General features: G+C 72.8%; 13 protein-coding genes. 7 read left to right on the forward strand and 6 right to left on the reverse strand.

The genetic code is table 11. The features are described 5' to 3' along the window. Window positions 1-219 precede the first annotated feature (219 nt). Both WME83_RS19870 and WME83_RS19875 read left to right on the forward strand, forming a co-directional pair. Window positions 220-1,485, forward strand: coding sequence for a PAS domain-containing protein (locus tag WME83_RS19870; protein ID WP_437320856.1), 1,266 nt, complete (start codon window positions 220-222; stop codon window positions 1,483-1,485). A 163-nt stretch (window positions 1,486-1,648) separates the two neighbouring features. Beyond that, window positions 1,649-2,833, forward strand: coding sequence for a PAS domain S-box protein (locus tag WME83_RS19875; RefSeq protein ID WP_437320857.1), 1,185 nt, complete (start codon window positions 1,649-1,651; stop codon window positions 2,831-2,833). Window positions 2,834-2,878: 45 nt separating this feature from the next. Here the strand turns inward: WME83_RS19875 and WME83_RS19880 are convergent, their stop codons facing one another. Both WME83_RS19880 and WME83_RS19885 read right to left on the reverse strand, forming a co-directional pair. Continuing rightward, complete coding sequence (locus tag WME83_RS19880; RefSeq protein WP_437320858.1) at window positions 2,879-3,607, reverse strand: DUF4336 domain-containing protein; 729 nt, start codon at window positions 3,605-3,607, stop codon at window positions 2,879-2,881. 71 nt (window positions 3,608-3,678) lie between these two features. Then, entirely contained in the window at window positions 3,679-5,025 is a 1,347-nt protein-coding gene (locus tag WME83_RS19885) for a DUF1552 domain-containing protein (RefSeq protein ID WP_437322017.1), read from the reverse strand. Between the two features lie 799 nt (window positions 5,026-5,824). Between WME83_RS19885 and WME83_RS19890 the strand changes: the two genes are divergently transcribed. The 4 genes from WME83_RS19890 (at window position 5,825) to WME83_RS19905 (ending at window position 12,397) form a co-directional block, all read left to right on the forward strand. Then, window positions 5,825-6,346, forward strand: a complete 522-nt coding sequence (locus tag WME83_RS19890; RefSeq protein WP_437320859.1) for an HPF/RaiA family ribosome-associated protein — start codon at window positions 5,825-5,827, stop codon at window positions 6,344-6,346. Window positions 6,347-6,639: 293 nt separating this feature from the next. After that, a complete protein-coding gene (locus tag WME83_RS19895) occupies window positions 6,640-8,400 on the forward strand; it encodes a protein kinase domain-containing protein (RefSeq protein ID WP_437320860.1) in 1,761 nt (586 codons plus the stop codon). Continuing rightward, window positions 8,397-11,108: an FG-GAP repeat domain-containing protein gene (locus WME83_RS19900; RefSeq protein WP_437320861.1), complete on the forward strand. Its 2,712-nt coding sequence runs from the start codon at window positions 8,397-8,399 to the stop codon at window positions 11,106-11,108. Before WME83_RS19895 ends, WME83_RS19900 begins: the two co-directional genes overlap by 4 nt. After that, on the forward strand, window positions 11,105-12,397 hold the full coding sequence (locus tag WME83_RS19905; RefSeq protein ID WP_437320862.1) for a PEGA domain-containing protein: 1,293 nt from the start codon (window positions 11,105-11,107) through the stop codon (window positions 12,395-12,397). The genes WME83_RS19900 and WME83_RS19905 overlap by 4 nt, the downstream gene beginning before the upstream one ends. A 7-nt stretch (window positions 12,398-12,404) precedes the next feature. Here the strand turns inward: WME83_RS19905 and WME83_RS19910 are convergent, their stop codons facing one another. Next, window positions 12,405-13,766, reverse strand: a complete 1,362-nt coding sequence (locus tag WME83_RS19910) for a PQQ-dependent sugar dehydrogenase (protein WP_437320863.1) — start codon at window positions 13,764-13,766, stop codon at window positions 12,405-12,407. A gap of 177 nt (window positions 13,767-13,943) precedes the next feature. After that, window positions 13,944-15,518: a nitric oxide reductase transcriptional regulator NorR gene (gene norR, locus WME83_RS19915; RefSeq protein ID WP_437320864.1), complete on the reverse strand. Its 1,575-nt coding sequence runs from the start codon at window positions 15,516-15,518 to the stop codon at window positions 13,944-13,946. Between the two features lie 204 nt (window positions 15,519-15,722). On the opposite strand from norR, the gene WME83_RS19920 reads away from it, so the two are divergent. Continuing rightward, window positions 15,723-18,038, forward strand: coding sequence for a nitric-oxide reductase large subunit (locus WME83_RS19920; RefSeq protein ID WP_437320865.1), 2,316 nt, complete (start codon window positions 15,723-15,725; stop codon window positions 18,036-18,038). A 3-nt stretch (window positions 18,039-18,041) separates the two neighbouring features. Here WME83_RS19920 and WME83_RS19925 read toward each other — a convergent pair whose 3' ends face one another. Together WME83_RS19925 and WME83_RS19930 are read right to left on the reverse strand one after the other, a co-directional pair. After that, window positions 18,042-18,425, reverse strand: coding sequence for a hypothetical protein (locus WME83_RS19925; RefSeq protein ID WP_437320866.1), 384 nt, complete (start codon window positions 18,423-18,425; stop codon window positions 18,042-18,044). Window positions 18,426-18,517: 92 nt separating this feature from the next. Next, window positions 18,518-21,427 (reverse strand): biotin carboxylase N-terminal domain-containing protein, encoded by a 2,910-nt coding sequence (locus WME83_RS19930; RefSeq protein WP_437320867.1) that lies wholly within the window; start codon window positions 21,425-21,427, stop codon window positions 18,518-18,520. Window position 21,428 lies beyond the last annotated feature (1 nt).

A 21,428-nucleotide genomic window follows, 5' to 3' on the forward strand; every position in this document is an offset into this window, starting at 1 on the left:
GTCTCACAGGGTCTGTAGAGCCTACACCGATACAATGGTTCGGCCTTCGCCAGCTCGCTGAGGCGTGGCAACGCGCCCCCTCGGCGTTATCACCTCGTGTCATTCACGATCGAAGCCGGTATCGTGGAGATGCGCATGCCGCTCGTGCTCGCTGGGTGACGGCCGGCTGGTCGAGCGATGAGCAGCGGCACAGGCACCGATGGAATCGAGGAGCCGTTTATGCAGAGCACGACAGGGAAAGGCAGTCACGCGAAGCGCGCTCACGGCGGCGCAGACGTCGCCCGCAGCCGCGCGCGGCCGCGTCAGGACGAGAGGCGAAGCCGCACGAGCGCCCGGGCCGGCGGCGAGGAACGGGAGCGCTTCTTCTCGCTGTCGCTGGATCTCCACTGCGTCGCGGGGACCGACGGCCGCTTCAAGGACCTGAACCCCCGGTGGGAGCAGGTGCTCGGGTACTCACTCGATGAGCTGATGTCGCGACCGTTCCTCGACTTCGTCCACCCGGACGACCGCGCGCCGACCATCGCGGCCGTCGAGACGCTCGGGAAGGGCGAAGCTATCGTCTGCTTCACGAATCGCTACCGCCACAAGGACGGCCATTACATCTTGCTCGAATGGAGCTCTTCCGCCGTCCCCGAGCGACAGGTCGTGTATGCCCTGGCGCGCGACGTCACCGAGCGCGAGGCGATCTCGGCAGCGCGGCGCGCCGCCGAGGAGCGTCTCCAGCACCTGCTCCTCTCGAGCCGCGTCGTCCTCTACGCCGCGAAGGCGTCGAATGATTTCGCTCCCACGTTCATCAGCAACAACGTGGCCGGGCAGCTCGGCTATGGGATCCGGGAGCTCCTGACCCCGGGCTCGTGGGTCGAGCGCATCCACCCGGAGGACAGGGAGCGCTTCGCCGCCGGGCGTGCTGCGCTCCTCGAGGACGGCACGCACTCCTGCGAGTACCGGATTCGTCACAAGGAGGGCAACTACCGGTGGATCCATGACGACAGCAGGGTCGTCCGCGACGCCGAGAGCAACGCGGTCGAGGTCGTCGGCTCATGGCAGGACATGACGGAGCGCCACGAGTCGGAGCAGCTGATTCGGCGGCAGTCGGCGGCCCTGCTCGAGCTGTCGACTCCGCTCATCCCCATCAGCGACGAGATCCTGGTCATGCCGCTCATCGGGGTCGTGGACAGCCGCCGCGCCGGGCAGGTCCTCGAGATGCTGCTCAACGGCATCGTCCAGCGCAGCGCGCGCGTGGCGATCCTCGACATCACGGGCGTCGGCGTCGTGGACACCAAGGTCGCGGATACGTTCATGCGCATCGCCCGGGCCGTCCAGCTCGTCGGGACGTCGTTCATCTTGAGCGGCATCCGCCCGGACGTCGCGCAGGCGCTCGCGAGCCTCGGAGCCGATCTGAAGGGCCTGACGACGCACAGCACGCTTCAGGCGGCCATTCGCCAGGCGATGATGCAGGGGGGCAGCCGGATCGCGGCCCGATGATCCCGCGCGCCGGCTCTCCCGTGCGCCACCGGCGCGGCGGCGATCGCCCCTTTCGCGGGCACGCTCGCGCCGTGACGCGCGGGCACGGCGTCAGCATGGGTTTCTCTTGCCTGCCAACGACATGATGACCCAGGGACGATGTCTCCTGGCGTGGGGTGCTCTCATGGGGATGCGAAAGAAGAACGGATCGCGAGCGCTCTTGAACAGCGGCAGCGAGGTCCTCCTCGATTCATTTTTGGCGTCGTGCCCCGAGATGCTCTTCGTCGCGGGCGTCGAGGGCGAGCTGCTCCGGTGGAGCGGCGCGCTGGGGCAGGCGTTCGGGTCCGTGCTCAAGGAGAACCTGCGCCTCGCAGAGATCGTCCACCCCGCGGATCGACGCGCTGTCCAGGAGGGGTGGTCGAGGCTCCAGGCGGTCAAGCACAGGCAGCAGCCCGTTTACATCGAATGCAGGCTCCGGAGGCCGGAGGGCGCCTATCGACGCGTCTCGTGCGCGCTCCGCCGATCGCGCGACGGAGACTTCGTCCACGGCTCCCTGCGCGAGCCCGCGCGCCACCCGGACGAGGAGATCGACGACCTGAGGCGGCGGTCGAAGATCCTCGAGGCGCTGATGCGGAACGTGACCATCTGTGTGTGGTCGATCGATCGCAACGGCATCTTCACCTACCATGACGGCAAGGGGCTGGAGCTCGTCAGGATGAAGCGAGGCGAGCTCATCGGGAAGAACCTCTTCGAGGTCTTCGAGGACACCGACGAGGTCCGACAGGCGCTGGAGGGGACGCCGATGCACACGTTCTCCTCGCAGAACGACGTTCACTGGGAGAACTGGTTCGTCCCAATCCAAGACGACGGAGAGGTCGACGGGCTCATCGGCTTCACGCTGGACGTCACGGAGGCGAAGCGCGCGGAGCAGGAGATCCGGAGCAAGCTCGCCCAGATCGAGCACCAGCAGCAGGTCATCCGCGATCTGTCGACGCCGGTCATCGAGGTCTGGGACGGCGTCCTCACGCTGCCGATGGTCGGCGTCGTCGACAGCGTGAGGGTCGCCGACATGATGGACGGGCTGCTCCGCAGGATCGCGGAGAAGAGCGCGCGGTTCGCGATCCTCGATCTCACCGGCGTCGAGGTCGTCGACACCAAGGTGGCCAGTCACCTCATCAACATCGTGAGCGCCATCCGGCTGCTCGGCGCCGAGGGCATCGTCGTGGGGATCAAGCCGACCGTCGCCCATACCATGGTGTCCCTCGGGCTCGATCTGAGCACGGTGCTGACGAAGGCGAACCTTCGCGCAGCGCTCAGCTTCGCCATCCGGCGGATGTCTGCCGCCGCGCCTGCGAGCGGCGGCCAATGACTGGCGCGCCGATCGGTGCGACACGCGCGTCCGGAGGTCACGATGCTAGAGGGTGGCACCGGGCTGCCTCAGGTGAGAAGGGATAGCGAAGTCCCATGCCTCGGCGAGCTGTTGAGCGGGTCGATCCGTGATCGGATCGGCGTGGGCCACGAGGATCCGCTGGAGCGGCAGCGCGCGCATTTGCGCGATTGAGTCAGCCACCGCCGCGTTCGCACGAGCGTGCATTCGGACGTCAGGGGGCGTCCTGACTTTTTCGTAGCGTCCCCAGATGCGCGCTGCGGCTCGCCAGGTCCAGTGGTCGCGCGCGCAGGCGGACATGAGCAGATCTGCGGCGATCAGAGAGCCGCTCGCCGGGTGGAAGAAGACTGTCTCGTCAAGAAAAGGAACGCCCCTCAGCTGAATGGAGGCCAGCTCAGGGGTAGAGCGGATATATGCGGGATCGTCCGTGCCCATGGCCAAGCGGACGCGCGGGTTGCGCGACTGGGCAGACCTCGGTCCGACGACGAGCGCGTTCGGGTATCGCGCGGCAGTGGCAGGAGTTTGCAGGTGATGGAACCGATTGGGCACCACGATCCAACGCACCTCGCCGACCGCATCGAGCGCCGCGCATACGTCGTCCGTGGGTGTGCAGGGGCTATGAACCCAGAGGGCATCACCCGAGAGTCGAACGACGGTGGTCCTCGATCGCAGGCGAACGCCGCCGAACCATACCGGGCGTTCGGTGACCCAGATGGAGCCTGGCACGACGACTTCGAAGGCGCTGGGAGCTGCCACTGGGGTAGCTTACGCTCCTCTGGCTCTTTCTGCCGGGAATTTGCTCGCAGGGCGGCGCGCGAGGCCGGGCACTACGTGAGGTTCGTGAGCGGCCCGGTGCAGTCCCGCGGGTCGCCGAACGTGGTCCGGGGGTCGCCGAACAGGTTCAAGATCGAGACGAGCAGGTTGTTGTGCGGGAGGCTCGGGTACCGGACCCAGCGCCCGGTGCGCAGGCCCCCCCCGCCGCCGGCCAGCAGGAACGGCATGTCCTTCTTCGCGTGGCTCGCCGGATCCGAGATCTCGGAGCCGAAGAAGACGACGCTCTCGTCGAGCAGCGAGCGCCCGCCCATGTCGACCTTCTCCATCTCCTGCAAGAGATAGAGGTGCTGCTGCGAGTACCAGGTGTGGATGCGCGCGCACTCGACCGGCCTGTAGCCGCCGTTATGCTGGTAGAAATGGTGGTTCTCGGTCAGGTTCAGCCACGGCAACGTGTGCTTCGCCTCGGTGTCGCTCCACTGCAGGGTGCCGACCGCGGTGATGTCGCAGGCGAGCGCCATCACCAGCATGTCCATCATCAGCTTGCCCACCCTGGGGATGGCCGCGTCGGTCGAGGCGTCGACGATCGCGCCGTTGTCGTCCGCGTTGAGCCCCGAGCTCGGGTCGTAGTCGGACGTGTCGACCCCCGTCGGGACCCGGCAAGCGGCCGTCGCAACCGGCGTGCTGCCGAGGCTCTGCTCGATCTCGCGGATCTTCGTCAGGTGCTGGTCGAGCTTCTGCTTGTCGGCCGCGCCGAGCCGCGCGGAGAGGGCGGCGTAGCGCCGGTCGAGGAAGTCGAGGATCGAGCGCTTCCGCGCGAGGCGGAGGGCGGCGTCGTCGCTGGCGTCGGGGTTCAGCGTGCCGAAGAGCTCGGTGAAGATCTCCACCGGATCGAGGCGCGGCGGGATGGGGCTGTACGGCGCGCTGTCCTCGAAATTGACGACGTTCATCGGCGACATCAGGCCGTGGGACTTGCCCGTGGCCCAGCGCACCGCGACCTGGAGGCTCGCCTTCGCCTTTTGGCCGGCGGAGATCCGGGAGGCGATCACCTGATCGATGGACGGCCCCTTCCCGTAGCCGCCGTTGTTCGCGCCCTCCTGCTCCGTGCCCGTGAGCCAGGCGATGATCCCGCACTGGTGCTGCTCCCCGCGCGCGCTCTTCATGTCGAGGCCGTCGACGACGAGCAGCCGGTCCTGCACCGGCGCGAGCGGGGCCAGGATGGGGCCCAGGGTGAAGCTCGTCTCGGTGCCGGTCGGACGCCAGCGGTCCATCACGGTCCCGCCGGGCGTGTAGACGGCGAGGAAGCGCCGGGCGGGGGCGGGTTGCGCGTGCGCCGGGCGCTCGGTCCCCATGATCTCCAGCCACGGGAGCGCGACCGCGATGGCGCCGGCGCCTCGCAGCATGGCACGTCGGCTCACGTGGAATTTCGACATACCCCTCGCTCCTGTCAGGCAGCCATGTAGAGGAAACCGTCCGTCTGGGTGAGCTCGACGAGGAGCCGCAGGCTCGTGACCTGAGGACCAGAGTTCGTCGTCGCTCCCCGCCCGCACCGGGCACGCCGATGCCCCATGATTCAACAATACTATTTACGAAATGACCAGAGGATTGTCGTACGGGGCCGACCGGACCACGACGCGGGGCCCGACGAGAGCACATGCCGCACAGATGCAATTCTCCTATCGGAGCGTGGGCCTGCTTGCCGCGACGCGGCATGTCTCGCTGCGGGCGGAATTCCGGCAACTCGCGTACGCCCGGCACGGCGGGCGAGCGCGGCTCTCCGAGTTCCACAGCCAGCTCGGCTGTCCGAGATCGTCTTTGAGGTCGCGAAAGAGCTTGCCGACGCGGCGGCGAGGCGCAATGTCGTGCGCGGGGGACGCGCGATGGGGTGCACGCAGGGACGGGCCGCCCGGATCGACGCGGGAGCGCCGGGCGACGAGCGGCGTCGAGGTGAGGAGCAGCGCGCCGGGCAGGCTGGAAACGTCGGCCTGCCGGCCATGCCGCGTGATGCGGATGTCGTGGACGAGGCCTGTCAGCAGTCCTTTCCCGCGAGCGATCCGCCGGCGTGGACGCCTGCGAGGGCCGGCCTCCCACGGAATGGGCTCGTGGCCGAGCTCGGCCCGGGAGCTGAGCTCGGCTCGGCGATGAGGCGCATGCAGCACGCCCGTCGAGGCAGCGCTCCCCGCAAGCTGCGGGGGACCTATCATGGCTGATCGAACTCGCAAGGTGGCGGCAAGCAAGTTTCGGACAGCGCTGCCGGCCGAGCTCCCGCGGCCCGTCAAGCGGACCGGGAGCTCCCGCGGGCAGCCGCCCGCCCACGTGCGCACGATCGGGGTGGACCTCGATCCCACGGACCGGGAGTACATCCGCGAGAAGCTGGGCAGGAGGCTCAGCAAGTTCGGTACATCCATCGAACGCATCAGCGTTCGCCTGACGGACACCAACGGGCCGCGTGGAGGAATCGACAAGATCTGCCGGATCAAGGTGGTCCTGTCCGGGCTGCCGAGCGTCGTCACCGAGCATCGAGATGCGTCGAAGCAAGCCGCGATCGACGGCGCCCTCGCCAGGATCGAGCCGGCCGTGCGGTCGCGCGTCGGGCGCGCACGCATGAAGCCGCTGCACGGAAGAGCGTCCCGCCCGCTCGTACGCACGCGCCGAGCGCCGACGCGGGCCGTCGAGACAGCGCGTGGATCGGCCACGCCCCGCTCCCGCAGCCCGGCCGCTTAGCGCTTCTCCTCGATCGGCGGGGGCGCGGTATTATCGCCCGGAGCACGCGTCGAAGGCTGGGCGCCGCTGCCGCGCATGCGTCGACGGCCCGTGCTGCGCGGCCGCGGCGCCCCTGCCGCGCGGCGCTCGCGCCTTCCCGCGCGTCCGATGGGGTGCCTTGCGTTACGATCGCAGGGCGCCTGCGGGAACTCGGTGCCCGTTGCGCACGTTGCGGCCTTGCGGTTTCTCTTCCCTTCCGTTGATTTTCGTCGGAACTCGACCCCGATCGGTGCTCTAGACTGGGACGACGGTCGATGGCCACCTGCTCCGCGTGCCGCTCGGTCTATCCCGATGACGTGGTGACCTGCCCGGAGCACGGCGGCGCGCTGCTCCCCGACGAGGCCTTCTCCGACGAGGACGCGGCGCTGAAGCCCGGCGCCATGCTCGGCGAGTACCGCGTCGAGCGGCTGCTCGGCGCGGGGACGTTCGGCGACGTCTACGCGGGAGAGCACCCGCTCATCGGCAAGCGGGTCGCGATCAAGGTGCTGAACCAGCGCTTCGCGTCCGATCCGACCGTCGTCTCGCGCTTCATCGGCGAGGCGCGCGCGGTCAACCGCATCCGGCACCGCAACATCATCGACATCTTCTCCTTCGGCGTCGTCGACGGGCGGCACTACTTCGTCATGGAGCTGCTCGACGGGCTCACGCTCGGCGCGCTGATCCGGCGCGAGGGCCGCCTCTCGCCAAGCCGCGCCGTCGCCCTCCTCGAGGGCATCGCCGACGCGCTCGACGCCGCGCACGCGGCCGGGATCACGCACCGCGATCTGAAGCCCGAGAACATCTTCGTGGCCACCGAGCCGAGCGGCCGCTGCTTCCCCAAGCTGCTCGACTTCGGCGTGGCGAAGCTCGCGGACGACGCCCTCGCCCACAGGACGGCCACGGGGGTCGCGGTCGGGACGCCCGCGTACATGTCGCCCGAGCAGGTCCGCGGCAAGGGCGTGGATCAGCGATCGGACATCTACGCGCTCGGCGTGATCGCCCACGAGATGCTCACGGGATCGCTGCTCTTCCAGGCCGAATCGATGATGGACGTGATGATGATGCACGTCCTCAACGAGCCGCCGCGGGCGTCGGGCGTGTGCGCGGACCTCCCGCCCGAGCTCGACGCCCCGCTCCTGGCGATGCTCGCGAAGCGCGCCCAGGATCGCCCGCCGTCGGCGGGCGCGGCGGTCCAGGCGCTCGCCGAGCAGGTGCGCAGGCTCGGGGTCGAGGGTCGCGACGGCGCGGGCGCGCCGCGGCCCGAGAGCGGCGGGCGCGTGGTGTCGATCGGGCCGAAGCACGTCAGCTCCGACGCGGCGACCGCCCCCGTCGGCGCGCCGGCGCCCGGGAGCGACGGCGCCGACGGCACGCTGCGCAGCCCCGCGGCGAGCGGGGAGCCCGCGGCAGGCGGCGCGACCCTGCCGATGCCGCCGGCGGCGCCGCGCGACGCGGAGCCGGCGCCGGGCACGGTGGCCGCCGCCGAGGTCGGCCGGACCGTGGGGCTCGCCCCGCTCCCCGGGCCCGCGCCGGCCAAGGCCGCCCCGGCGCCGCGCGCCTGGGCCCGCGGCGCCGGGGCGCTCGCGCTGCTGCTCGCGGGCGGCGCGGTCGCCGTGGCGCTCGCGTGGCCGCGCGCCGGCGGCGACGCGCCCGCGCCCGCGGCCGCCGCGCCGACGGCTGACGCGGCGGCGCAGCCGGGCGTTGCGGCGCCCGCCGGCGCGGCGCCCGGCGAGGCCGGCGCCGCGAAAGGCGCGCTCGCCGGCGCAGCCGACACCGCGCCCGGCGCGGTCCTCGCGGCGTCCGGCGGCGCGGCCCCGCCCGGCGCCGCGGACCCGCCCGGCGCGGCCGGCGCGGCCACTGGCGAGGCCGCGGCGAGCGCCCGCCCCCCTGACTCCCCGGTTGCGCTCGCGCCGGCCGCGGCGACGGCCGGCGCGGCGTCGGCGCCGGCGGCGAGCGCCCGGTCGAGCCGCCCGCGGAAGCACCACGCCGACCTGGAGAAGCCCGCGTTCGACAGCCTCGCCGGAGCGCCCCGACCATGAAGCGAACGCACGCGGGGTCGATCGCGCTGGCGATCGCGGCGGCGGGCTGCGCGAACCTCTCGCTCCTCGAGGCGGACGTCTGCGGCAACCGGGTCGTCGAGGCGCCGGACGAGGACTGCGACGGGCAGGAAGGCTGCGGCGCGCCCGGGAGCGCGCACCAGTGCCGCTACCTCTGCGGCGGCGCCGAGGGGCTCGCGTGCCCCGCCGGCCACGGGTGCGGCGCGGACGGCGTCTGCCGGCGCCCCACGGGCGATTTCGAGGAGCTCGCGGCGCTGAGCACGGTCGCGGCGATGGAGCTCTCGACCGGCGACATCAACGCCGACGGCTGCGACGAGCTCGTGCACACGACGCTCGATGGCACCACGATCACGTCGCTCCCGAGCCAGGCGCCCGGGCTGTGCGCGGCGGCGGAGCAGGCGCTGCCGATCGCCCGGGCGGCGTCCGGCGAGGACACGTCCCCCGCGCCGCTGCTGCGCGACCTCACGGGCGATGGCCAGCTGGAGCTCGTCGTCGCCGGCCGCGGCGACGTCGTCGCCGCCGAGGAGGGCGCGGCGAACGGCCTCTTCGTCTTCTCCGCCCTCGAGAGTGCGGCCCTCTCGCCCACGCTCTACGCGACCACGCGCCTCGACAGCGAGGCCGCGCGCCTCCTGACGGCGCGGCTGCGCGGCCGCGACGCCGCGCTGATCTTCCTCGGCGCGGCCGCCGCGGCGGGCGGCCAGCCGCCGTCGACCGGCGGCCCTGGCCGCGTCGCGGTGATGTCGGACCCGAGCGTGAAGCCGCAGGCGCTCGACGGCGACGTCGTCGCGCCCGGCGACATCGCCGCCGCGGTCGCCGCCGACCTGGACGAGGCCCCCGCGGACGGCGGTCCCTGCGACGAGGCCGTCGTGGCGAAGCGCGGCGACGACCGGCTCCGGATCTACGCCGTGTGCGGCCCCGGCGGCTCCCTCGCGCTCACGGCCCTGCCCGAGGTGCGGCTCGGCGGCGGCGCGACGCTCCGCGACGTCAACGCCTCGCTCGCCGTGCACGACCAGGACGGCGACGGCCACCTCGACCTCGTCGTCAGCGCCGTGAGCGGCGGCCGCGGCGAGATCCACGTCGCGTACGGCCTCGGCGACGGGCGCTTCCACTCCGCGAGCCCGCCGTCGGCCGGCTCGCCCGATCAGCGCACGGGCACGCTCTCGCTCGGGGACGCGGAGCTCGAGGCCGAGCTCGCCGAGCCGGACCGGATCTTCGTCGCCGGCGATTTCGATCGGGCCCGCCCCGGGCCCGAGCTCGTGCCGCTGGACTGCCCTGTTCCCAGCACGTCGTTCAGGTCGCCGATCTGCGGCGAGATCGCCGGCGGGTGCGAGGCGGTCGCCGCCGACGTGAACGCCGACGGCCACCTCGATATCGTCGCGACGGAGGCGCAGCTCCCCGACGTCACGGTCCACACCGGCGCTTCGGACGGCACCTTCTACCCGCAGCGCCTCGCGACGCAGTGCCCGCCGCACTACCTCGCCGTCGGCGACTTCGACGGCGACCGCGTGAACGACATCGCCTACTTCGATCAGCAGGCGCGGCCGTCGTCCCCGAAGCCCTCGACCCGGCTCGACATCGCGTACGGCAACGCCTTCTCCGCGCCCTCCGCGCCGGCCGGCCACGGCCGCCTCGACGCCGCCGGCGGCCTCGCCGCGGGCCGGATCCTCGAGGACGCCACGGGCGCCCAGCTCTTCGCCGTGCGCGGCCTCCCGCCCCCGCGCGACGCGGCGGTGGCGTCCGGGTCCGGGCTCGCGCTCATCGAGGGCGGCCGCGATCGCCTCATCCGCGCGCCGTTCTACTTCCCGGCGCCTCCCGACGCGCCGCCCGGTCCCGGCGGGCCGCCCGGCGCCGGCGCGTCGAGCTCGATCCTCCCGGTGCGCCTCCTCGCGGTCGCGGGCGGCCTGCTCGCGTCCGAGGACGGCGAGCCGGTGCAGAGCCTCGCCGCGATCACGGCGTTTGCGGCCGAGGGCGCGCCGGAGGGCACGCAGCTCTGGCTGATCACCGTCTCGCCGGAGGGCGACAACCTGCGCGCCGAGGCGTCCGGCCGGCCCGGCGAGGGGGCGCCGCCGTGCGACCCGTGCGCGCTCGCGGCGCTCGACACCGACGGCGACCGCCGGGAAGAGCTCGTGTGGCTCGGCGACGGCGAGATCGCGGTCTACGGGGAGGACGGCGGCAAGCTGGTCGAGCGGTCCCGGCAGGCGACGGCCTACCGGTTCGAGGCGATCGCGACCGACGCGAACCCGTCGAAGTACGTGCCGCGCCCGCTCGTCGCGGATCTCGACGGCGACGGCCGCCAGGATCTCCTCGCGCGCGCGGACACCGGCGAGATCGTGGCCCTCTGGGGTCGCGCCGGCGGGGGCTTCGACGAGAAGGCGCTCGTCGCGCCGGACCCCTGCGACGGCGGCGACGGCTGCGCGGGCCTCGCCGTCGCGCTGCTCAACGCCGACGCCGACGCCGCGCTCGAGGTGGCCGTGGCCGGGCCGGGGCGGCTCGAGCTCCACGACCTCGACGCCCGCGTCCGGGAGCTGCGCCGCATCGACGCCGCCTTTCCCGGCCCTCCGCCGGAGCCCACCAGCGATTTCGTCGCGCTCGGCGCGGCCGACGTCGACGGCGACGGCGTCGACGACCTCGCCGTGGCGATGAGCTCCGCGTTCCTGAAGGTGTTCCGCGGCAAGCCGGTGCTGCAGTGAGGGCGGCGGCTCGTCCCTTCCGCCGCTTGCTCCTCGGGGCTTCTCTGAGCCTCGCCGCGGCGCCTTGCGCGGCGCTGGCGGACGCGCGCCCCACGCCCGCGCAGGCGGCCCAGGCGGAGAACTTCTTCAACGCCGGCGCGGAGGCGTACGACGCGGGCCAGTACCAGGTCGCCGCGGAGGCGTTCCTGGAGGCGCACGAGCTCGTGCCGAGCCCGTCGCTGCTGTTCTCGGCGGCGCAGGCGTTCCGGCGGCATTACCTCACGCAGCCGTCGCCGGACGCGCTGCGCCGCGCGATCGCCCTCTACCGCGAGTACCTGCGCCTGGACCCGAAGGCGGCGCGCCGCGAGGAGGCGGTCACGGCCCTTTCGTCGCTCGTCCCCCTGGAGGCGCGCCTCCCCGGCGAGGGCCCTCTGGCGGCCGACGGCGGCGCGGCAGCGGCCGCCGGCGAGGGCGGGGGCGCCGCGGGCGCGGAGGCCCCTGCCTCGCGCGGGACGCGGCTCTTGCTGTCGTCGCCGGCCGAGGGGGCCCGGGTGTCGGTGGATGGCCAGCCGTTCGTCCCGGCGCCGCTCGTCGCGCCGGTCGCGCCTGGCGCGCACCGCGTGCGGGTGCAGGCGGCGGGGCATTACGAGGAGGAGCTCACGGTCATCGCCGTCGACGGCGAGCTGATGCCGCGGCACGTCGTGCTGCGGCCGAAGCCGGCGATGCTGCAGGTGACCGGGCCCAGCGGCGCGAGCCTCGTCATCGACGGGCAGGCGCGGGCGACCCTGCCGACGGCCGCGGCGATCGCGGTCGAGCCTGGCGTCCATGTCGTCGAGGTCTCGCTGCCCGGTCGCGCGCTTTACCGGCGCGAGATCCGGGTCACCCACGAGCAGGCGGTCCGGCTCGACGCCGATCTCCCCATGACGTCGCAGCGCCTCGCGGCGTGGACGGTGCTCGGCGCCGGCGCCGCGGGCGCGGCCACGACCGGCGTGCTCGCGGGCCTCGCCCTCGCGCGCCAGGCCGAGGCGGTCGACTTGCGGGACAGGAGGGACGCGACCTCGCTCACCCCGTCCGAGCGGGATCGCTACAACGCCGCCGTGAGCGCGCGCGACGGTCTCGGCGCGGCGGCGGCCGTGGCCGGCGGGGCGTCGTTCGTGGCCCTCGCCGTGGGCCTCCGGCTCTTCCTCTTCGACGACCCGAGGTCAGCCGCCGTGCCGCCCGCGCCTGCCGCGCCGCCGCCGAAGGCGCCCGGGGCCGGGGCCGAGCTCACGGTGGGGCTCTTGTCGGCCGGCGTGCGGGGGCGGTTCTGAGGGCGCCTCACTTGCCGTAGGCCACCCGCCACACGGTGTTGCTCTGGTCGTCGCTGACCAGCAGCGCGCCGTCCTTGGCCACCGCGACGCCGACCGGGCGGCCCCACACGTCGCCGGTCCTCGTGACGAAGCCGGTCATGAAGTCCTCGTAGTACCCCTCCGCCTTGCCGTCCTTGACCGGGATGCGGATCACCTTATAGCCGGTGCGCCGCGAGCGGTTCCACGAGCCGTGCTCCGCGGCGAAGATGTGGCCCTGGTAGTCGGCCGGGAACTGCTGGCCCGTGTAGAAGCAGAGATCGAGCGACGCCGAGTGCGACTGGATCAGCACGTCCGGCACGATGACCTTGTCCCTCAGCTCGGGGCGCTTGCCCTCGTGGCGCGGATCCTGGTTCGGGCCGAGGTAGTACCAGGGCCAGCCGTAGAACCCGCCCTCTTGCACGCGCGTCACGTAATCGGGGACCAGGTTGTCGCCCAGCTCGTCGCGCTCGTTCACGCTGGTCCAGAGCGCGCCCGTCGACGGCTCGATGGCCAGCCCGACCGGGTTGCGGATGCCGGACGCATAGAGCGTCTCGTCCTTGCCGTCGGGCGTGAAGGCCAGGATGCAGGCGCGGCGGTGCTCGTCCTCGTCGTCGTCGACGTTGGACCGCGAGCCCACGGACACGAACATCCACTGGTTGTCCTTGCTGAAGGCGATATCGCGGGTCCAGTGGCCCCCGCCGCCCACCATCTCCTTGCCCGAGGGGATGTTGGTGACCAGCGGCTCGGCCGGGCCGCTCGCCTTCGTATCGCCCGTCTTGTAAGGAAACCTCACCACGCTGTCGGTGTTCGCGACGTAGACGTGCGTCGGCGCGTCGGTGCCCGACGGATAGAAGGCGATGCCGAAGGGGCGGTTGAGATCCTCGGCGAACGCGCTGCGGGCTTCGGCCTTGCCGTCGCCGTCCGCGTCCCGGAGCACCGTCACCCGGTCCGCCCCGCTCTCGGCCACGAACACGTCGCCGTTCGGCGCCACCTGCAGGACGCGCGGCTCGTCCAGGCCCGTGGCGAGCTCGGTGACGGTGAATCCCGACGGCACTTTGGGGAACACACCGGCTGGACGATCTGCCTTGCTCGGCCTGTTGACGACCGACTCGTCCTCGTTGGGCGGGGGGAGGTCAGCGGCGGTGATCTTGCGTTTGACGCCCGGCGCGTCCGTGGTCCAGTCGCCCAGCGCGTCGGCGCCGGTGAGGATCCTGTCGGTGGGCGCTGGCTGCGGCGTGACCTCGGCGCGCTTGGGCGAGCACGCGGCCAGCGCGCCCGCGCCGGCGAACGCCACGAGCACCCGAGCCACCCCGCGCCGGGCCCACCGGCGGTCTGATCTTCGGTCGTCCATGATCTGTGATTGCCATTCGGATCCTCCGCTGTCCACGGCTCCTTTCCACCACCGTTCAGCGACCGATGAGCCCGCCAATCGCTTCGCCTCGCATGGAGCGCTGTCCCTCGCGCGCCTCACCGGGGCTCCCCCGGGACTCGGCTCCTTCCACCGCGGCGGCCCAGCGGCGGGCGCGCCTCACCGCAGCCCGAGCCGCTTCGCGAGGTGGTGCAGGTTGCTGCGGTGCATCCCGAGCGACCGCGCCGCGGCGGCCCAGTTGCCGTCGTGCCGCGCCACCGCCTCCTGGATGAGGTCGCGCTGGTAGGCGTCGACCCGCTCGTGCAGCGTCGCCCCCGCCGAGGGCGGCGCCTCGCCGCCGTCGCCCCCGGCGCCCTTCACCGCCTCGGCCGGGGGCGGCGGCGCCGCCGCGGCGAGGCTCCCGCCGAGGTGCGCCGGCTGCAGCACGACCGGCGCCCCGCGGGGCACGCCGCGCGACGCCTGCAGCACCATGCGAAACACGGCGTTCTCCAGCTCTCGCACGTTGCCTGGCCAGGCGCTCTGGACGAGCAGCTCGCGCGCCGCGCGCGAGATCCGCACCGGGCCCACGCCGAGCCGCGCGCGCGCCTCCTCGCAGAAATGGCCGGCGAGCAGCGGGATATCGCTCCTCCGCTCGCGCAGCGGCGGCACCGCCAGGCGAACCACGTTGAGCCGGTGGAACAGGTCGGCCCGGAAGCGCCCCTCGGCCACCTCCTTCTCGATCTCGCGGTTCGTGGCCGCCACGATGCGCACGTCGACGCGCAGCGACCGGTCCGCGCCGACCCGCTGCACCTCGCCCTCCTGCAGCGCGCGCAGCAGCTTCGGCTGGATCGACAGCGGCAGCTCGCCGATCTCGTCGAGGAACAGCGTGCCCCCGTCGGCCACCTCCAGCTTGCCGGGCCGGTGCTGCTCGGCCCCGGTGAAGGCGCCGCGCACGTGCCCGAACAGCTCGCTCTCGGCCACCGACGCGGGCAGCGCCGCGCAGTTCACGTAGAGCAGCGGCTCGCCCCGCCGCCGCGACGCCGCGTGCACCGCCCGCGCCGCGAGCTCCTTGCCCGCGCCCGTCTCGCCCGTGATCAGCACGGTGAGGTCCGACGGCCCCACGAGCGCGATCTCGTCCCGCAGCCGCTGCATCGCCGGGCTCGTCCCGAGCAGGCCGGCGCCCCGCTCCCGCTCCGCCGCCCGCCGGAGATCCTCCGCGACCAGGCCGAGCCGCTCCGCGCTGTGCTCCAGCGCGTCGATGAGCTGGCTCGTGCGCAGCGCCGCGCCCGCGAGCGCGCCCAGCCACGAGAGCGTCGCCGCGTCGACGCCCTCGAAGGCGCGCGGATCCAGCGCGTCGGCCGTCAAGAGCCCGACCAGCGCGCCCTCGACCCGCAGCGGACAGCCGAGGCACGCGTGCACGTGCGCGAGCGACGTGGCGTCCGACGCGAGCAGCCCGTCGAACGGGTCCGGAAGATCGGAGTCCGGCGGGAAGCGCACCGGCGCCTCCGCGTGGCAGAGGATGTCGAGCCGCGGGTGCGCCCGGGCGCAGAACGTGCGCCCCAGCGCCTCCGGCGCGAGCCCGTGCGCCGCGAGCGGCACCAGGTCGCCGTCGTCGTAGCGCATCAGGCACGCCGCATCGCACGGCACCACCTGCCGCACCGCCTCCAGCAGGCGCCGGTAACGATCCTCGGCCCCCAGCGACGTCGTGAGATCCAGCGCCACCGACAGCAGCGCCTCCGTCTCCAGGCTCGGCATGTTGTCGAAGGTACAACGTCGTTGCGGTTTGTACAACGAAGACATGTTGCGGAAAGCGCAACACACGCCGCCTGGGCCCACGAAATCAAGGGGGAAGGGGAGCGGCACGCCGCCTGCCTATTGGCCTGGCGTCACGACCGGAGCCCGGAGCCGCGCCGCGGAGGCGCGGGCGCGCCGCGGGCTCGCGCGAACAACGAGGTCGATATGCATAGCCTACGACGACTCTGGCTGGCGCTCGCCGCCGTCATCACCCTTGGATTCTTGATCCTCGGCTTCATGGGCCGGGAGGTGTACCGCAAGGCCCCGCCGATCCCCGAGACCGTGCGGACCCCGTCCGGCCGGGTGCTGCTCACGAAGGACGATATCCAGGGCGGGCAGCTGGTCTATCAGAGCATCGGCGGACAGCAGGTCGGCAGCGTCTGGGGCCACGGCGCTTACCAGGCGCCGGACTGGTCGGCCGACTGGCTCCATCGCGAGGCCGAGGCGCAGCTCTCGCTCTGGAGCCAGCGAGAGCACGGCGCGCCCTTCGCGGCGCTCCCGGACGAGGCGCAGGCCGCGCTCAAGGCGCGGCTCCAGCGGACGATGCGCGGTAACGGCTACGACGCCGCGACCGGCGCGCTCACGGTCTCCGAGGATCGCGCGCTGGCGATCGAGCAGACCGCGGCGCACTACCGCGCGCTGTTCGGCGACGAGCCGGGCCTCGCCGGCCTGCGCGAGAGCTACGCGCTGCACACGGGCGCGGTCCCCGACGCGGGGCGGCGCGACAAGCTGACCGCGTTCTTCTTCTGGACCTCGTGGGCCGCGGCCGCGGAGCGCCCTGGCACCGGCGCCAGCTACACCAACAACTGGCCTCATGAGCCGCTCGTCGGCAACGTCCCCACGACCGCCAACGTGATCTGGTCGATCGTGAGCGTCGTGCTCCTGCTCGCCGGGATCGGCGCCCTCGTGTGGTACCACGCCTTCCGCCGCGCCGAGGACCCGGCCGCCCCCGCGCCGGCGCGCGATCCGCTGGCCGGCTGGGTGCTCACCCCGTCGATGCGGGCCGTCGGCAAGTACTGTGTCGTCGTGGTCGCGCTGCTCGCGCTCCAGGTCGCGCTCGGCGCGCTGACCGCGCACTACACGGTCGAGGGACACGAGGTCTTCGGATTGCCGGTCGCCGACTATCTGCCTTACGCGGTGACGCGCACCTGGCACGTCCAGCTCGGCGTCTTCTGGATCGCCACGGCCTTCCTCGCGGCGGGGCTCTTCCTCGCGCCGGCCGTGGGCGGGCGCGAGCCGAGGGGGCAGCGGCTCGGCGTGAACGTCCTCTTCGGCGCGCTCGTCCTCGTGGTCTTCGGCTCGCTCGCCGGAGAGTGGCTGTCGGTCAAGCAGCGCTTCGCGCTCGAGGCGTCCTTCTGGTTCGGACACCAGGGCTACGAGTACGTCGACCTCGGCCGCGCCTTCCAGATCGCGCTCTTCGGCGGCCTCGCGCTCTGGCTCTTCCTGATGCTGCGCGCCCTCTGGCCCGCCCTCGCGCGGCGCGACGTGAGCCGGCACATCGTGCTGCTCTTCACCGGCGCCACGGTGGCGATCGGGATGTTCTACGGCGTGGGCCTGTTCTACGGCGCGAAGACGCACCTGTCGATCATGGAGTACTGGCGCTGGTGGGTCGTGCACCTCTGGGTCGAGGGGTTCATGGAGGTCTTCGCCACCGCGGCGATCGCGTTCCTGTTCACGCGGCTCGGGCTCGTGCGGCCCGACAGCGCGGCGCGGGCCGCGATCCTCTCGACCTGCATCTTCCTCGTCTCGGGCATCCCCGGCACGTTCCACCACCTGTACTTCAGCGGCACGCCGGTCTCGGTGATGGCCGTCGGCGCGAGCTTCAGCGCCCTGGAGGTGGTGCCGCTCGTCCTCGTCGGGATGGAGGCGCACGAGACGTGGCGGATGCAGCACCGGAGCGCGTGGATGCAGGCCTATCGCTGGCCCATCCAGTTCTTCGTCGCGGTCGCGTTCTGGAACTTCGTGGGCGCTGGGGTGTTCGGGTTCCTCATCAACCCGCCGATCGCCCTCTATTACATGCAGGGCCTGAACACGACGCCGGTGCACGCGCACGCCGCCCTCTTCGGCGTCTACGGGCTGCTCTCGCTCGGCCTCGTGCTCGTGATGCTCCGCCGGCTGCGCCCCGACGCGGTCTGGAACGAGGCGCGGCTCCGGGTGGCGTTCTGGGGGATGAACGCCGGGCTCGGGCTGATGATCGCGCTGAGCCTCCTGCCGATCGGCCTCGCGCAGGCGTGGGCCAGCGTCGACCGCGGGCTGTGGTACGCGCGGAGCGCGGAGTTCCTGCAGCAGCCGCTGATCGAGGCGCTGCGCTGGATGCGGCTCGTCGGGGACAGCGTGTTCATCGCCGGCGTCGTGGCCTTCGTGGCGTTCGTCGCGGGGCTCTGGACGCGGCGGCCGGCGGGCGCCGCCTCGGCGAAGCCCACGGCCGGCGAGGCGGCGGCGATAGCCGCGCCCGCGGCGAGCGGCGCGCCGGCGGCCTGACCTTCAGAATCGCAGCCGAACGCCCCCGCCGAGCGGGCCGATCAGCAGCTGAGCCTGGGTCTTCGCGCGATCGCTCTGGAGCTGCCCCGTGATCCAGAGCGGTATGCCGGTGACGGCCATGGCGCCTCCGAGGCCCATGAGCACGGTGGGGAAGACCCACGCCTTCGACGCGCAACCGCAGAGATCCTCGCCGCGCGGCCGGGTGAGGAAGTACATCCCCGCTCCGACGGAGCCGAGGACCAATCCGCCGACGGAGAGGCCGACGCCCACGTCGCGCCGGGTGGTGTCGACGGGGGGGACGGGCGCGGCTTGCTCGGCCCGCGCTTCGCCCGCGAGGAGCGCGTTGCCCGCGAAGAGCACGATCGACCCGAGCGCGGCGAATCGCATGCCTGCGAGGATCCCTGGTCCCGGCGCGCCCGTCAAGGCGAGCCACGGAGGGGCGCCCCGCGCCGGGGGAGGGCGCCGCGGCGCTCGCCCCCTCAGGGCCCCTCCGGGTCGAAGATGGCGTCGACATACCGCATCGTCTGCTCGCGCCGGCGGCGCTTGCGCTCGGCCGCGTCCTCCTCGACGTGCGCCTCGTCCGGCCTCACGCGGAAGAGCGGCTGCCCCTTCTGCACGATCGTCCCCTCGCCGCCGTCGATGAGCACCTCCTCGATCGTGCCCGAGAACGGCGCGAGCACCTTGTTGAACATCTTCATCACCTCGAGGACGTAGAGCGGATCGCCCGCCTCGAAGTGGCTGCCCTTCGCCACGAAGGGCGGCCGATCCGGCGCCTCCTGCGCGTAGAACATGCCGCCGGTGACCGCGACGATCTCGTTCGCCCGCGTGGCCGGCGGCGGCGCGAGGACCTTGCGCATCCGGGCCGCGAGCTCGCGGTCGAGCAGGCGCTCGGGGATGACGACCTCGCCGTCCTCGCGCACCCGGAGCTCGAAGAAGCGCGCGGCGTCGCCCGCGAGGACCAGCGCGTCGAGGAGCTCCAGCCCCGCCTGGAAGCCGAGGTGCGCGCCGCGGACCCGCCGCCAGAGCTCACCGTCCCAGCCGGGAGGCGCGGCGGGCTGCGACAGGGCCTCTCGCAGCGCGGGCCACGGCGGCGCGCCGCCCGCCTGGCCCATCCGCTCGCCGAGGCGCCGGTAAAAGCCGAGCGCGCGCGAGAGGAGCGCCTCGTCGTGGTCCCAGATCACGTGGGCCGCGGGGGCGTGCGGCTGCGGGGTCATGTTGAGCAGCCAGTACGTGTCCGAAAGCACCTCGACCGGGTTCTTGAGCCAGCGCACCCGCCTGGACCGGACCTCGAACGACCCCAGGTTCCGGCTGAGCCACGCCGACAGGAGGTGCGGCTCCGCGCAGATCCGCTCCACCGGGCGGCGCACGAGCGTGTCCTTGAGCGCGAACACCTTCCTGAGCCCCGCCTCCGCGCCGTCCCCGGCCCGCGCCGCGAGCCGGCGCTCGTGGCGGGCGCCGAGCTCGGCCCACATCGCGTCGAAATCGAGGCCTCCGAGCTCCAGCGAGAGCTGGCCGACCAGCGTGAGGTACGGGACCACGAATCGCGTCGTCGGCTTCGCCCACACGTCCCGCGCGAGGAACCAGTGCACGAGCCCGTAATGAAAGAGGAGGTTCGTGTGGAGATCGCTGCCCCGCAGCGTCGTCGTGCGCAGGATCTCGCAGAGCCGCAGGTAGGCCTCCTCGCGGGAGCCGCCGTAGGTCACGAGGAGCGCGATGTTGCTGTCGTACGCGCCCGCGAGCCGGTAATGCATGAACACCCCGGTGTCGGGGTTCTTCACGCAGATGCCCTGATCGTCGCGGATCTCGTGCGGGTGCGGATCGCTCCAGGAGACGATGACGCCGCCGGCGTGCGGCTCCAGCGCGCCGTTCGTGGCGTTGAGGCGCGCCTCCACCGCGGACCCCTCGCGCCGGACGCGGACCGGCCGGGGCAGCCGCTCGCCGTGGCGCGCGAGCAGGACCATGCACTCGATGAGCGACGTCACCTCGAACGCGTCGGCCGGATCGGCCGGGTTCTCGAAGCGGAGCGCATAACAGAGCTCCGACACCCGGTGCTCGACCTGGATCCGGGTGTTGACCTCCATGAAGTAGTGGTAATCGCCCTCGACGATGCACTCGAACGTCGAGGCCGAGTTCAGCCCCACCGCGAGCCCGAACCGCTCCGCCTCGGCCTCCATCCGGGCGAGCGAGGCGAGCTCGCGCTCGAGCGACGCCGCGCGCCGGTCGTCGCCGGCGGCGCGCGCCCGCTCGATCGCCTCGCGGAGCCCCTCCTGCGTGATCGCCACCTCGAGCAGCTTCTGCTCGTGCATCTGGATCGAGCAGTCGCGCCCGCCCAGCGCGAGGCACCACGCGCCGTTGCCGATCAGCTGGATCTCGTTGTGCCGCGTCTCCTCGACGTTGAGCTCGAGCAGGATGTTCTTGTTGTCGCCGACGCCCGCGGCCTTCACCTCCGCGAGGACCTCCCGCGCCAGCGCGGGGACCTCGGCCGCCCGCGCGCGCGCCGCGGCCTCGGGCTCCGCCGCGCCCTGCGCGACGCCGGCGAGGAGCCGCTGCCCCTTGCCGCCGCCGCCGCCGATGGCCTTGAGCCGGATCCGGCGCCCCGGGTGGCGGGCGAGGAGCTCGGCCGCGCCCCGCTCGAGCTCCGCGCAGAGCTCGTCGGTCGTGTAGAGATCCACGCGCGCCGCGTAGGCCGCCGCGAGCAGCGCGTCCGCCGCCTCGGCGAGGGGGACGCCCTCGGCGAGCCGCGCCGCGGCCCCCGGGTCGCGCAGCAGCCCGCGCCCTTCCGCGGCCGCGCGCAGGGCCGCGTGATCGGGCCACTTGCGGAGCACGATCCGCCGGGTCGCGTCGTCGATGCCGGGCGTCACGCTGACCGCGGTCGCGAGCGCCGTGCGCTTCGCCTCGTCCTTGAGCCCGGCGGCGCGCTGGACCGACGAGCGGGGGCCGATGAACACGAGCCCCGCCTCCTCGAGCGTGCGCACGAACTCCTCGTCTTCGGCCATGAAGCCGTACCCCGCGAACACGTGCGTGTAGCCGCCGGCCCGCGCGATCGCGACGATCTCGTGCATCAGCTTGACGCGCTCGTCCTTGGTCGCGCCGGTGTAGTCCTTGACCCGGTGCACGCGCGCCGGGTGGATGCACCGCAGCTCGGGCGCCAGCGCGTGCGTGTAGACGATCGAGTCCTTCTCCGAGAGGAGGATGCCAACCTGCTCGATCCCCATCTGGGCGAAGACGTCCATCGCCTCTTTGCGGATCGGACCCCGGCCGACGATCAGCGGCCGCACGTCGTCGGCGGCGAAGGACCGCGCCCACGCCGAGCTCGATCGACCGAGCCGGCGGTCGCGCACCACCATCGGATTGCGGTCGTAACCGCGCTTGCTCCCGGACCCATCCATG

Origin of the sequence: Sorangium sp. So ce385, from assembly GCF_051474135.1 — a bacterium.
Lineage (GTDB): Bacteria > Myxococcota_A > Polyangia > Polyangiales > Polyangiaceae > Sorangium > Sorangium cellulosum_D.

What these genes read in the sequence shown, in the direction of transcription:
- WME83_RS19900 (WP_437320861.1), top strand. Translation starts at nt 8,397, where the DNA reads ATGAAGCGAACGCACGCGGGGTCGATCGCGCTGGCGATCGCGGCGGCG.
- WME83_RS19885 (WP_437322017.1), bottom strand. Translation starts at nt 5,025, where the DNA reads ATGCTGCGAGGCGCCGGCGCCATCGCGGTCGCGCTCCCGTGGCTGGAG.
- WME83_RS19870 (WP_437320856.1), top strand. Translation starts at nt 220, where the DNA reads ATGCAGAGCACGACAGGGAAAGGCAGTCACGCGAAGCGCGCTCACGGC.
- WME83_RS19925 (WP_437320866.1), bottom strand. Translation starts at nt 18,425, where the DNA reads ATGCGATTCGCCGCGCTCGGGTCGATCGTGCTCTTCGCGGGCAACGCG.
- WME83_RS19910 (WP_437320863.1), bottom strand. Translation starts at nt 13,766, where the DNA reads ATGGACGACCGAAGATCAGACCGCCGGTGGGCCCGGCGCGGGGTGGCT.
- WME83_RS19875 (WP_437320857.1), top strand. Translation starts at nt 1,649, where the DNA reads ATGGGGATGCGAAAGAAGAACGGATCGCGAGCGCTCTTGAACAGCGGC.
- norR (WP_437320864.1), bottom strand. Translation starts at nt 15,518, where the DNA reads ATGCCGAGCCTGGAGACGGAGGCGCTGCTGTCGGTGGCGCTGGATCTC.
- WME83_RS19895 (WP_437320860.1), top strand. Translation starts at nt 6,640, where the DNA reads ATGGCCACCTGCTCCGCGTGCCGCTCGGTCTATCCCGATGACGTGGTG.
- WME83_RS19890 (WP_437320859.1), top strand. Translation starts at nt 5,825, where the DNA reads ATGGCTGATCGAACTCGCAAGGTGGCGGCAAGCAAGTTTCGGACAGCG.
- WME83_RS19930 (WP_437320867.1), bottom strand. Translation starts at nt 21,427, where the DNA reads ATGGATGGGTCCGGGAGCAAGCGCGGTTACGACCGCAATCCGATGGTG.
- WME83_RS19920 (WP_437320865.1), top strand. Translation starts at nt 15,723, where the DNA reads ATGCATAGCCTACGACGACTCTGGCTGGCGCTCGCCGCCGTCATCACC.